We start from the raw sequence: 11,119 nt of genomic DNA on the forward strand, positions 1-11,119 counted from the left end.
GGCTGCTGGCGCTGGTCTGGTAGATGTCTTCCCAGGCGGTGTCGACCGGAAGCTCGTTGGGGATGCGTTCGCTCCACTCACCTTCTTCCGGGTTGTCGACAGTGACGGTGCTTTCCTGGAAGTTGTTGTCCTGGGCTTCGGCAGTCGGCTTGTTCTCGGCGTTATCCGCCATCGGGTCGCCGTTGTCGAAGTCCTCGCCGTCTTCCTGACGTTCGAGCATCGGGTTCGACTCCAGCGCTTCCTGGATTTCCTGTTGGAGGTCCAGGGTGGAAAGCTGGAGCAAGCGGATGGCCTGTTGCAACTGCGGTGTCATCGTCAGTTGCTGGCCCATTTTTAGGACGAGCGATGGTTTCATGGCAGGGGCTTAATACCTTGTTCGCCGGCGCGCATGCGCCATCCACTACACGAGGGCGCCGGGGCGCCAGATCAAGCAAGTTTTATGCCTTAAATTGTAGCGTTTGCCTAGAGCACCGTAACAACTTTACCCCCGGTTGCAGGGCTGTCTGGCGGTGCTCCAGGCGCGTTCCGGGGTCAGAGCCGGAACTCGTGACCCAGGTAGACTTCCTTGACCAGTTCGTTGGCCAGGATGGTTTCGGCATCACCTTCGGCGATCAGCCGGCCATCGTTGACGATATAGGCGGTTTCGCAGATATCCAGTGTCTCGCGCACGTTGTGGTCGGTGATCAGCACACCGATACCCTTGGCCTTGAGGTGGTGGATGATCTGCTTGATGTCGCCGACCGAGATCGGGTCGACGCCGGCGAACGGTTCGTCCAGCAGGATGAATTTGGGTGCGGTCGCCAGGGCGCGGGCAATTTCCACCCGGCGGCGCTCACCGCCGGACAGGCTCATGCCGAGGTTGTCGCGGATATGGCTGATATGGAATTCCTGCAGCAGGCTTTCCAGCTCTTTGCGCCGGCCGTCGCGGTCGAGGTCCTTGCGGGTCTCGAGGATGGCCATGATGTTGTCCGCCACCGACAGCTTGCGGAAGATCGAGGCTTCCTGCGGCAGGTAGCCGATACCGGCGCGTGCGCGACCGTGCATGGGCTGGTGGCTGACGTCGAGGTTGTCGATCAGCACGCGCCCCTGTTCGGCCTGGACCAGGCCGACGATCATGTAGAAGCAGGTGGTCTTGCCGGCGCCGTTGGGGCCGAGCAGGCCGACGATCTGGCCGCTGTCGATCGACAGGCTGACATCACGCACGACCTGCCGCCCCTTGTAGCTCTTGGCCAGGTGCTGGGCTTTGAGGGTTGCCATTTACTCGGCCTTCTTCTTGGGCTGGATCACCATGTCGATACGCTGACGTGGCTGGGTCACATTGCCACCGCGGCCGGCAGTCGCCACCTGGCTCTTGGTGTTGTAGACGATCTTCTCGCCTTCGGTGGTGTTGCCCTCGTTCTCGACCTTGGCGCGGTCGGTGAGGATCACGGTGTCTTTTTGCGCCTGGTACTGGATGGTGACTGCCCAGCCTTTCATCTTGTCGGGCTTGGCAGCACTCTGTTGCTGCTCGAAGTAGGCCAGGTTGCCAACCGAGGTGACGACGTCGATGTCGCCATTGCTCGCGCGGGTCATGGTCACCGTGTTGCCTTTGATCATCATCGAGCCTTGGGTAATGATCACGTCACCGGTATAGGTGGCCACACCCTGCTTGTCATCCAGGTGTGCGTTGTCGGCCTGGATGCGAATAGGCTGATCACGGTCATTCGGCAGGGCGAAGGCGCTCGCGGTTCCCAGTGCTGCGCTCAGGCTGAGCAAAAGGGGGAGGGTTTTAACGAGCCTCATACTGTCCTCTTACGTTAGAGAGCAGGTCCATCCTGCCTTCTTTCAAATAGGCTTTCATGCCCTTGCCCGTGGTTGTCCCACCGGCGCCGTCGATTCTAACGGCTTGCTCGGTCTGAGCATATTGCTTCTGTGGAAATACGGTCATGCGCGAACTGGTAATAATCGTTTCGCGTTGCTTCTCGTCGGTGCGTGCCACACGTACCTTGTCGATCAGTTCGACCTCGGTACCGTCCGGATTCACCTCGGCGCGCACGCTTTGTACGTGCCACGGGTATTCGGTGCCGCGGTACAGGCGCAGGTCCGGGGTGGTCACCAGGGTGACTTCGCTGGCCTTTACATGCTCGACCTTGTCGGCGGTCATTTCGTACTGCAGCTTGCCGTCAGGCAGGAACTGCACACTGTGCGCGTTGATCGCATAGTAGTCGATGGCGCTTTCGTCGACCTGGGCCACCGGCTGGTCGAGGAAGCTTTCCGGGCTGACGTTCCAGTAACCGATGGCTGCCAGTACGGCGGCGATCACCGTCAGCAGCGCGATATTGCGGAGTTTCTTGCTGAACATGGGCAGCCTTACAGGTAGTTGGCGTTGGCAGCGTCCAGGGTGCCCTGGGCCTGCATGATCAGTTCGCAGAACTCGCGGGCGGCACCTTCGCCGCCGCGAGCCTGGGTCACGCCATGGGCGTGCTGGCGAACAAACGGCGCGGCGCTGGCTACCGCCATGCCCAGGCCTACCCGGCGAATCACCGGCAGGTCGGGCAGGTCATCGCCAAGGTAGGCGACCTGTTCATAGCTTAGGCCCAGTTCGGCGAGCAGGCCGTCGAGTACCACCAATTTGTCTTCGCGGCCCTGGAAAAGGTGCGGGATGCCGAGGTTGCTGGCCCGGCGTTCGACCACCGGGGTCTTGCGGCCGCTGATGATCGCGGTGGTTACGCCCGAGGCCATGAGCATCTTGATGCCCTGGCCGTCGAGGGTGTTGAAGGTCTTGAATTCGCTGCCGTCCTCGAGGAAGTACAGGCGGCCATCGGTCAGTACGCCATCGACGTCGAACACCGCGAGTTTGATGGCCTTGCCACGTTGCATCAGGTTCTGGCTCATTCCATCGCTCCTTACAGCACGCCGGCGCGCAGCAGGTCGTGCATGTTGAGGGCGCCGGTCGGTCGGTCTTCGTGGTCCACGACCACCAGCGCGTTGATCTTGTGGTCTTCCATTATTTTCAAGGCCTCGGCGGCGAGCATCTCCGCGCGGGCGGTCTTGCCATGCACCGTCATCACCTGGTCGATCAGGGTGGTGTGCACATCGATGTTGCGGTCCAGGCTGCGGCGCAGGTCGCCGTCGGTGAAAATCCCGGCCAGCTTGCCGTCAGCTTCGACGACCACGGTCATGCCGAGGCCCTTGCGGGACATTTCCACCAGCGCATCCTTCAGCAGGGTGCCGCGCTGCACCTGAGGCAGTTCACCCCCGGCGTGCATGACGTTCTCTACCTTGAGCAGCAAGCGCCGCCCAAGTGCGCCGCCAGGGTGCGAGAAGGCGAAGTCTTCTGCGGTGAAGCCGCGCGCCTCCAGCAGAGCGATGGCCAGGGCGTCGCCCAGTACCAGTGCTGCGGTGGTGGAGGAGGTGGGCGCCAGGTTCAACGGGCAGGCCTCCTGCGCGACCCTGGCATCGAGGTTGACATCCGCTGCCTGGGCCAGGGTGGAGTCCGGGTTGCCGGTCAGGCTGATCAGCTTGATGCCCAGGCGCTTGATCAGCGGCACCAGGGTGACGATCTCGGCGGTGCTGCCGGAGTTCGACAGCGCCAGGATGATATCGCTGCCGGTGATCATGCCCATGTCGCCATGGCTGGCTTCGGCAGGGTGCACGAAGAACGCCGGTGTGCCAGTGCTGGCCAGGGTGGCGGCGATCTTGTTGCCGATGTGCCCGGATTTGCCCATGCCCAGCACCACGACCCTGCCCTCGCTAGCCAGGATGATTTCGCAGGCTTTGACAAAGTGTTGGTCGATGCGCGCCAGCAGGCCCTCGACGGCCTCGAGTTCCAGGCGCACGGTGCGCTGGGCGGATTGAATCAGCTCGCTGGATTGGCTCATGTCGAAAACGCAGTGCCTGATGAAAAGGCGGCGATTATAGCCGCAATGGAAGAAACCCTCACGCTTTCGATTGCCGTGAAGAATGTCAGGCCAGCCTGTCGCAGCGCTGAACGACTCGTTGCCCGCCCTTGGGGCGGCGCTGTCAGCGGTGCTATAGTTCGCCGCTATTCGGCCTGTCAGGGGTGCGTGTGCCTTCCAGATGGAGGCCGGCGTCCATTAGGACGAGGCTGCACTAGCAAGGAGTCTAGATGAGTGTGGATAGCGCCTACGCGGTCGAGTTGAAGGGGGTTACCTTCAAACGTGGTTCGCGCAGCATTTTCAGCAACGTCGACATTCGCATCCCGCGCGGCAAGGTCACCGGCATCATGGGGCCATCGGGTTGCGGCAAGACCACGTTGCTCCGGTTGATGGGCGCCCAGTTGCGCCCGTCCAGCGGTGAGGTATGGGTTGCCGGGCAGAACCTGCCGACCCTGTCGCGCAGCGATCTGTTCGATGCCCGCAAGCACATGGGTGTGCTGTTCCAGAGCGGTGCGCTGTTCACCGACCTCGATGTCTTCGAGAACGTCGCGTTCCCGCTGCGCGTGCATACCCAGCTGTCGGACGAAATGATCCGTGACATCGTGTTGATGAAACTGCAGGCCGTCGGCCTGCGCGGCGCCATCGACCTGATGCCTGACGAGCTTTCCGGTGGCATGAAGCGCCGGGTGGCGCTGGCCCGGGCAATTGCCCTGGACCCGCAGATCCTCATGTACGACGAACCGTTCGTCGGCCAGGACCCGATCGCAATGGGCGTGCTGGTGCGGCTGATTCGCCTGCTCAACGATGCCCTGGGCATCACCAGCATCGTCGTTTCGCATGACCTGGCGGAAACCGCCAGCATTGCCGACTACATCTACGTGGTGGGTGACGGCCAGGTGCTGGGCCAGGGTACGCCTGACGAGCTGATGGGCTCGGATAACCCGCGTATCCGCCAGTTCATGAAGGGTGACCCGGATGGCCCGGTACCTTTCCACTTTCCTGCGCCTGACTACCGCGCCGACCTGCTGGGGGCGCGTTGATGCGCAGAAAATCCTTACTCGAACGTGTCCGCCTGCTGGGCCGCTCGGCAATCGACGTGCTGGCAGTGCTGGGGCGTTCCTGCCTGTTCCTGTTCCATGCGCTGGTCGGGCGTGGCGGCATTGGTGGTGGCTTCCAGCTGCTGACCAGGCAGCTGTATTCGGTTGGTGTGCTGTCGCTGGCGATCGTCGTCGTGTCCGGGGTGTTCATCGGCATGGTGCTGGCGCTGCAGGGCTACAGCATCCTGACCAAGTACGGCTCGGAGCAGGCGGTAGGGCAGATGGTGGCCCTGACCCTGCTGCGTGAGCTTGGCCCGGTGGTGACGGCGTTGCTGTTCGCCGGCCGTGCGGGGTCTGCGCTGACCGCCGAAATCGGCAACATGAAGTCCACCGAGCAGCTGTCGAGCCTGGAAATGATCGGCGTCGACCCGCTCAAGTACATCGTCGCGCCCCGCCTGTGGGCCGGTTTCATCTCGCTGCCGCTGCTGGCGCTGATCTTCAGCGTGGTCGGTATCTGGGGTGGCTCGTGGGTGGCCGTGGACTGGCTGGGCGTCTACGAGGGTTCGTTCTGGGCCAACATGCAGAACAGTGTTTCGTTTACCGACGACGTGCTCAACGGGCTGCTCAAGAGCCTGGTGTTCGCCTTCGTCACGACCTGGATCGCCGTATTCCAGGGGTACGACTGTGAGCCCACCTCAGAAGGGATCAGCCGTGCCACCACCAAGACCGTGGTCTATGCCTCGTTGGCAGTGCTGGGTCTGGACTTTATTCTGACCGCCTTGATGTTTGGAGATTTCTGATGCAAAACCGCACCCTGGAAATCGGTGTCGGCCTGTTCCTCCTGGCCGGGATCCTGGCGCTGCTGCTGCTGGCCCTGCGTGTCAGCGGGCTGTCGGCCAGCCCGAGCAGCGATACCTATAAAGTTTATGCCTACTTCGACAATATCGCCGGTTTGACGGTCAGAGCTAAAGTGACCATGGCCGGTGTGACCATCGGCAAGGTCACCGCCATCGATCTGGACCGTGATTCCTACACCGGTCGGGTAACCCTGCAGCTGGACAAGTCGGTTGACAACCTGCCGACCGACTCCACTGCCTCGATCCTGACCGCCGGCTTGCTTGGCGAAAAGTACATCGGCATCAGCGTGGGCGGTGAAGACGAAGTGCTCAAGGACGGTGCGACCATCCACGACACCCAGTCGGCACTGGTGCTGGAAGATCTGATTGGCAAGTTCTTGCTCAACTCTGTTGGCAAGGAACCGAAAGAAGCGCAACCGGCTAATTAAGGAGTTTCCATGATTTCGATCCTGCGACGTGGCCTGCTGGTCCTGCTGGCGGCTTTCCCTTTGCTGGCGTTGGCCGCCCAAACGCCTCATGACGTGGTTCAGAGCACGACCAACGAGTTGCTTGGTGACCTCAAGGCCAACAAGGAACAGTACAAGTCCAACCCCAGTGCTTTCTATGATTCCCTGAATCGTATCCTCGGCCCGGTGGTGGACGCAGACGGTATTTCCCGCAGCATCATGACCGTCAAGTACTCGCGCAAGGCCACCCCGAAGCAGATGCAGCGCTTCCAGGAAAACTTCAAGCGCAGCCTGATGCAGTTCTATGGCAACGCGCTGCTGGAGTACAACAACCAGGGTATCGTGGTTGATCCGGCCAAGGCCGATGACGGCAAGCGTGCCAGTGTCGGCATGAAGGTTACCGGCAACAACGGTGCCGTGTACCCGGTGCAGTACACCCTGGAGAACATCTCCGGCGAGTGGAAGGTGCGTAACGTCATCGTCAACGGCATCAATATCGGCAAGCTGTTCCGCGACCAGTTTGCCGACGCCATGCAGCGCAACGGCAACGACCTGGACAAGACCATCGATGGCTGGGCCGGCGAAGTGGCCAAGGCCAAGCAGACCGCCGACAGCTCGCCAGAGAAGACCGTCAAATGAGTGAAGCCGCTGTAAGCATGGCCGAGCCGGGCGTGCTGCGCCTGGCCGGTGTGCTGGACTATCGCAGCGGGCCGGCCCTGCGCAAGCAGGGCAAGGCACTGATCGCGGCCAGCGCTGAGGCACAGCTGGTGCTCGATTGCACGGCGGTGCAGCACTCCACCAGCGTCGGCCTTTCGCTGCTGCTGGCATTCGTGCGTGACGCCCAGGCCGCCGGCAAGGGCTGCCTGGTACGTGGCATGCCCGACGACATGCGGGAAATTGCCGGGGTCTATGACCTCGACGAAGTGCTGGCAACCTGATGGCCCGGCACGGATGATGGCCCCTCGGTCAGCGAAGCCCTCGTTGGGCTTCGCAGGCGAGGGGCTTTTTTGTATGATGGCCGACCCGTGCGCATCGGGCGCCGATTGAGGTTGAGCATGCAGGCCGTAGAAGTTAAAAGCTTCCTTGAAGAAAAATTGCCCGGTTCCCGGGTCGAAGTTGAAGGCGAAGGCTGCAACTTCCAGTTGAACGTGATCAGCGACGAGTTGGCTGGCCTGAGCCCGGTCAAACGTCAGCAGGCGATCTATGCTCACCTGAACCCGTGGATCGCCAATGGCAGCATCCATGCGGTAACCATGAAATTTTTCAGCAGCGCAGCCTGGGCTGAGCGCACCTGAGCCAACTTGGCGGCGAGACTCCAATGGACAAACTGATTATTACTGGCGGCCCTCGTCTTGACGGCGAGATCCGCATTTCGGGCGCGAAGAACGCAGCCCTGCCGATCCTGGCAGCGACCCTGCTGGCTGACGGCCCGGTAACCGTGGGCAACCTGCCACACCTGCACGACATCACCACCATGATCGAGCTGTTCGGTCGCATGGGCATCGAGCCTGTGATCGACGAAAAGCTCGCGGTGGAGATCGACCCACGCACCATCAAGACCCTGGTCGCGCCGTATGAGCTGGTCAAGACCATGCGCGCCTCGATCCTGGTGCTGGGCCCGATGGTCGCCCGTTTCGGCGAGGCCGAAGTGGCCCTGCCAGGTGGTTGCGCCATTGGCTCGCGCCCGGTCGACCTGCACATCCGCGGCCTTGAGGCCATGGGTGCGAAGATCGATGTCGAAGCCGGCTACATCAAGGCCAAGGCGCCTGAGGGTGGCCTGCGCGGTGCGCACTTCTTCTTCGACACCGTCAGCGTGACCGGTACCGAGAACATCATGATGGCCGCTGCCTTGGCCAAAGGCCGCAGCGTGCTGCAGAACGCTGCGCGCGAGCCTGAAGTGGTCGATCTGGCCAACTTCATCAACGCCATGGGCGGCAAGGTTCAAGGCGCGGGTACCGACACCATCACCATCGATGGCGTAGAGCGCCTGCACTCGGCCACCTATCGCGTGATGCCGGACCGTATCGAAACCGGTACCTACCTGGTTGCCGCTGCCGTGACCGGTGGCCGCGTCAAGGTCAAGGACACTGACCCGACCATCCTTGAAGCCGTGCTGGAAAAGCTCAAGGAAGCGGGCGCCGACATCAATACCGGCGAAGACTGGATCGAACTGGACATGCACGGCAAGCGGCCCAAAGCCGTCAACCTGCGTACCGCACCGTACCCGGCCTTCCCGACCGACATGCAGGCGCAGTTCATCTCGCTGAACGCCATCGCCGAAGGCACTGGCGCGGTGATCGAGACCATCTTTGAAAACCGCTTCATGCATGTGTACGAAATGCACCGCATGGGCGCGCAGATCCAGGTCGAAGGCAACACGGCCATCGTCACTGGCGTCAAAACGCTGAAGGGTGCCCCGGTAATGGCAACCGACCTGCGTGCTTCCGCCAGCCTGGTGCTGTCGGCGCTGGTGGCCGAAGGCGACACTTTGATCGATCGCATCTACCACATTGACCGTGGCTACGAGTGCATCGAAGAAAAACTGCAGATGCTCGGCGCGAAAATCCGCCGCGTACCGGGCTAGTAGCCCGCTGGTGCAAGGATGCACCTGATGAATTGAATGCGGTCGGGCTCAACGCCCGGCCGGCAGTAGCCGCTTAAGGACCGACGTTCCAATGTTGACCATCGCGCTTTCCAAAGGCCGTATTCTCGACGACACCCTGCCATTGCTGGCCGAGGCCGGTATTGTACCGACCGAGAACCCGGACAAGAGCCGCAAGCTGATCATCCCCACCACGCAGGACGACGTGCGCCTGCTGATCGTGCGTGCCACCGACGTGCCAACCTACGTCGAGCATGGTGCCGCCGACCTTGGCGTGGCCGGCAAGGACGTGCTGATGGAATACGGCGGCCAGGGCCTGTACGAGCCCCTGGACCTGCAGATTGCCTGCTGCAAGCTGATGACCGCTGGCGTGGTTGGTGCACCCGAGCCCAAGGGCCGTCTGCGGGTGGCCACCAAGTTCGTCAACGTAGCCAAGCGCTACTACGCCGAACAGGGCCGCCAGGTCGATATCATCAAGCTGTACGGCTCGATGGAGCTGGCGCCGCTGATCAACCTCGCCGACAAGATCATCGACGTGGTCGACACTGGCAACACCCTGCGTGCCAACGGCCTCGAACCCCAGGAAATGATCGCCACGATCAGCTCGCGCCTGGTGGTCAACAAGGCCTCGATGAAAATGCAGCACGCTCGTATCCAGAGCCTGATCGACACCCTGCGTAAAGCTGTCGAATCGCGACACCGCGGCTGACTCCTGAGCGCGACCTTCGCTGTCGCGCCCGTCTATCCGCGTCATAGCCACTTTTCTCGGGTGCCCGCGCGGATGGACTGGTAGCCTAGGGCGCCTGAGCATTCGCTAATAATCGAGGCCCTCGCCATGACCGTGTCCACTGCAATTGCCCGTCTCAACGCTGCTGATCCGGATTTCGCCCGACATTTGGATCATCTGCTGAGCTGGGAAAGTGTGTCCGATGACGCGGTCAACCAGCGCGTGCTCGACATCATCAAGGCCGTGCGCGAGCGCGGCGATGCGGCGCTGGTGGAGTTCACCCAGCGTTTTGACGCTGTTGCCGCCACCTGTATCGATGACCTGATCCTCGGCCGTGAGCGTCTGGAGCTGGCCCTGACCCGCATCACCGCGGCCCAGCGCGAAGCGTTGGAAAAGGCCGCCAACCGTGTGCGCATGTACCACGAGCGGCAAAAGCAGGACTCCTGGCAGTACACCGAAGCCGACGGCACTGTGCTTGGCCAGAAGGTGACACCGCTGGACCGCGCCGGCCTGTATGTGCCTGGCGGCAAGGCGTCGTACCCGTCGTCGGTGTTGATGAACGCCATTCCGGCCAAGGTCGCCGGCGTGCCGGAAGTGGTGATGGTGGTGCCGACCCCGCGTGGCGAGGTCAATGAGCTGGTGCTGGCGGCTGCCTGCATCGCCGGTGTCGACCGGGTGTTCACCGTCGGTGGCGCCCAGGCCGTGGCTGCACTGGCCTACGGCACCGAAAGCGTGCCACAGGTAGACAAGATCGTCGGCCCCGGCAACATCTATGTCGCCACCGCCAAGCGCCACGTGTTCGGCCAGGTCGGTATCGACATGATTGCCGGCCCGTCGGAAATCCTCGTGGTATGCGACGGCCAGACCGACCCGGACTGGATCGCCATGGACCTGTTCTCCCAGGCCGAGCACGACGAAGACGCCCAGGCCATCCTGGTCAGCCCGGATGCCGGTTTCCTCGACCGCGTTGCTGCCAGCATCGACAAGCTGATGCCAACCATGGAGCGTGCCGAAATCATCGAGAAGTCGATCAATGGCCGCGGTGCGCTGATCCAGGTGCGTGACATGCAGCAGGCGATCGAAGTGGCCAACCGCATCGCACCGGAGCACCTGGAGCTGTCGGTGGCCGACCCGCAGGCTTGGCTGCCGCACATCCGCCATGCCGGCGCGATCTTCATGGGCCGCCACACCAGCGAAGCGCTGGGTGACTACTGTGCCGGCCCCAACCACGTATTGCCTACCTCGGGCACCGCGCGGTTCTCGTCGCCACTGGGGGTATATGACTTCCAGAAGCGTTCGTCGATCATCTTCTGCTCCGAGCAGGGCGCGTCCGAGCTGGGCCACACTGCATCGGTGCTGGCCCGTGGCGAGTCGCTGACCGCCCACGCCCGCAGTGCTGAATACCGCATCCTGACCCAAGAGAAGGGGAACTGAGCATGAGTCGATTCTGGAGCCCCTTCGTCAAGGACCTGGTGCCTTACGTGCCGGGCGAGCAGCCCAAACTGGCCCGCCTGGTCAAGCTGAACACCAACGAAAACCCCTACGGCCCGTCGCCCAAGGCGCTGGAGGCCA

14 protein-coding genes and 2 pseudogenes are annotated in these 11,119 nt (G+C 62.3%); 10 read left to right on the plus strand and 6 right to left on the minus strand.

All coding sequences use genetic code 11. The annotated features are described in order from the left end of the window. The 6 genes and pseudogenes from HP547_RS21750 to HP547_RS21775 form a co-directional block, all read right to left on the minus strand. Positions 1-355, minus strand: a pseudogene (locus tag HP547_RS21750) (RNA polymerase factor sigma-54); the annotation flags it as partial. A gap of 176 nt (positions 356-531) precedes the next feature. Next, on the minus strand, positions 532-1,257 hold the full coding sequence (gene lptB / locus HP547_RS21755; protein WP_010952146.1) for an LPS export ABC transporter ATP-binding protein: 726 nt from the start codon (positions 1,255-1,257) through the stop codon (positions 532-534). Continuing rightward, a complete protein-coding gene (gene lptA, locus HP547_RS21760; protein WP_172219174.1) occupies positions 1,258-1,782 on the minus strand; it encodes a lipopolysaccharide transport periplasmic protein LptA in 525 nt (174 codons plus the stop codon). It lies immediately after the preceding gene. Further along, entirely contained in the window at positions 1,769-2,341 is a 573-nt protein-coding gene (lptC, locus tag HP547_RS21765; protein ID WP_172219176.1) for an LPS export ABC transporter periplasmic protein LptC, read from the minus strand. Before lptC ends, lptA begins: the two co-directional genes overlap by 14 nt. 8 nt (positions 2,342-2,349) lie before the next feature. Further along, complete coding sequence (locus tag HP547_RS21770; protein WP_172219178.1) at positions 2,350-2,874, minus strand: HAD family hydrolase; 525 nt, start codon at positions 2,872-2,874, stop codon at positions 2,350-2,352. 11 nt (positions 2,875-2,885) lie between these two features. Further along, positions 2,886-3,860: a KpsF/GutQ family sugar-phosphate isomerase gene (locus HP547_RS21775; RefSeq protein ID WP_172219180.1), complete on the minus strand. Its 975-nt coding sequence runs from the start codon at positions 3,858-3,860 to the stop codon at positions 2,886-2,888. A gap of 248 nt (positions 3,861-4,108) precedes the next feature. On the opposite strand from HP547_RS21775, the gene HP547_RS21780 reads away from it, so the two are divergent. The 10 genes and pseudogenes from HP547_RS21780 to HP547_RS21825 form a co-directional block, all read left to right on the plus strand. Then, positions 4,109-4,918, plus strand: coding sequence for an ATP-binding cassette domain-containing protein (locus HP547_RS21780; RefSeq protein ID WP_172219182.1), 810 nt, complete (start codon positions 4,109-4,111; stop codon positions 4,916-4,918). Then, the gene (mlaE, locus tag HP547_RS21785; protein WP_172219184.1) at positions 4,918-5,715 is read left to right on the plus strand and encodes a lipid asymmetry maintenance ABC transporter permease subunit MlaE; all 798 of its coding nucleotides are present in this window, start codon (positions 4,918-4,920) and stop codon (positions 5,713-5,715) included. The genes HP547_RS21780 and mlaE overlap by 1 nt, the downstream gene beginning before the upstream one ends. Further along, positions 5,715-6,200, plus strand: coding sequence for an outer membrane lipid asymmetry maintenance protein MlaD (gene mlaD / locus HP547_RS21790; protein WP_010952152.1), 486 nt, complete (start codon positions 5,715-5,717; stop codon positions 6,198-6,200). Before mlaE ends, mlaD begins: the two co-directional genes overlap by 1 nt. 9 nt (positions 6,201-6,209) lie before the next feature. Further along, positions 6,210-6,857 (plus strand): phospholipid-binding protein MlaC, encoded by a 648-nt coding sequence (locus HP547_RS21795; protein WP_172287404.1) that lies wholly within the window; start codon positions 6,210-6,212, stop codon positions 6,855-6,857. Beyond that, a complete protein-coding gene (locus tag HP547_RS21800) occupies positions 6,854-7,156 on the plus strand; it encodes a lipid asymmetry maintenance protein MlaB (protein ID WP_172219188.1) in 303 nt (100 codons plus the stop codon). The genes HP547_RS21795 and HP547_RS21800 overlap by 4 nt, the downstream gene beginning before the upstream one ends. Before the next feature lie 117 nt (positions 7,157-7,273). Then, positions 7,274-7,513: a BolA family protein gene (locus HP547_RS21805; RefSeq protein ID WP_003255121.1), complete on the plus strand. Its 240-nt coding sequence runs from the start codon at positions 7,274-7,276 to the stop codon at positions 7,511-7,513. 23 nt (positions 7,514-7,536) lie between these two features. After that, complete coding sequence (gene murA / locus HP547_RS21810; RefSeq protein WP_172219190.1) at positions 7,537-8,802, plus strand: UDP-N-acetylglucosamine 1-carboxyvinyltransferase; 1,266 nt, start codon at positions 7,537-7,539, stop codon at positions 8,800-8,802. A 91-nt stretch (positions 8,803-8,893) separates the two neighbouring features. Next, positions 8,894-9,529 carry an ATP phosphoribosyltransferase gene (gene hisG / locus HP547_RS21815; protein ID WP_033701084.1) on the plus strand — a complete coding sequence of 212 codons (636 nt, stop codon included), beginning with the start codon at positions 8,894-8,896 and terminating at the stop codon, positions 9,527-9,529. A 126-nt stretch (positions 9,530-9,655) separates the two neighbouring features. After that, positions 9,656-10,981: a histidinol dehydrogenase gene (gene hisD, locus HP547_RS21820; RefSeq protein ID WP_172219192.1), complete on the plus strand. Its 1,326-nt coding sequence runs from the start codon at positions 9,656-9,658 to the stop codon at positions 10,979-10,981. 2 nt (positions 10,982-10,983) lie between these two features. Then, positions 10,984-11,119 (plus strand): annotated as a pseudogene (locus tag HP547_RS21825) (histidinol-phosphate transaminase); the annotation flags it as partial.

It is taken from the genome of Pseudomonas sp. CM27 (assembly GCF_013179515.1).
GTDB lineage: Bacteria > Pseudomonadota > Gammaproteobacteria > Pseudomonadales > Pseudomonadaceae > Aquipseudomonas.

Excerpts from the sequence above, each read along its gene's own strand:
- murA (WP_172219190.1), top strand. The coding sequence starts at position 7,537 with ATGGACAAACTGATTATTACTGGCGGCCCTCGTCTTGACGGCGAGATC.
- HP547_RS21770 (WP_172219178.1), bottom strand. The coding sequence starts at position 2,874 with ATGAGCCAGAACCTGATGCAACGTGGCAAGGCCATCAAACTCGCGGTG.
- HP547_RS21805 (WP_003255121.1), top strand. The coding sequence starts at position 7,274 with ATGCAGGCCGTAGAAGTTAAAAGCTTCCTTGAAGAAAAATTGCCCGGT.
- hisG (WP_033701084.1), top strand. The coding sequence starts at position 8,894 with ATGTTGACCATCGCGCTTTCCAAAGGCCGTATTCTCGACGACACCCTG.
- mlaD (WP_010952152.1), top strand. The coding sequence starts at position 5,715 with ATGCAAAACCGCACCCTGGAAATCGGTGTCGGCCTGTTCCTCCTGGCC.
- lptA (WP_172219174.1), bottom strand. The coding sequence starts at position 1,782 with ATGAGGCTCGTTAAAACCCTCCCCCTTTTGCTCAGCCTGAGCGCAGCA.
- hisD (WP_172219192.1), top strand. The coding sequence starts at position 9,656 with ATGACCGTGTCCACTGCAATTGCCCGTCTCAACGCTGCTGATCCGGAT.
- HP547_RS21780 (WP_172219182.1), top strand. The coding sequence starts at position 4,109 with ATGAGTGTGGATAGCGCCTACGCGGTCGAGTTGAAGGGGGTTACCTTC.
- HP547_RS21775 (WP_172219180.1), bottom strand. The coding sequence starts at position 3,860 with ATGAGCCAATCCAGCGAGCTGATTCAATCCGCCCAGCGCACCGTGCGC.
- lptC (WP_172219176.1), bottom strand. The coding sequence starts at position 2,341 with ATGTTCAGCAAGAAACTCCGCAATATCGCGCTGCTGACGGTGATCGCC.
- HP547_RS21795 (WP_172287404.1), top strand. The coding sequence starts at position 6,210 with ATGATTTCGATCCTGCGACGTGGCCTGCTGGTCCTGCTGGCGGCTTTC.
- HP547_RS21800 (WP_172219188.1), top strand. The coding sequence starts at position 6,854 with ATGAGTGAAGCCGCTGTAAGCATGGCCGAGCCGGGCGTGCTGCGCCTG.
- mlaE (WP_172219184.1), top strand. The coding sequence starts at position 4,918 with ATGCGCAGAAAATCCTTACTCGAACGTGTCCGCCTGCTGGGCCGCTCG.
- lptB (WP_010952146.1), bottom strand. The coding sequence starts at position 1,257 with ATGGCAACCCTCAAAGCCCAGCACCTGGCCAAGAGCTACAAGGGGCGG.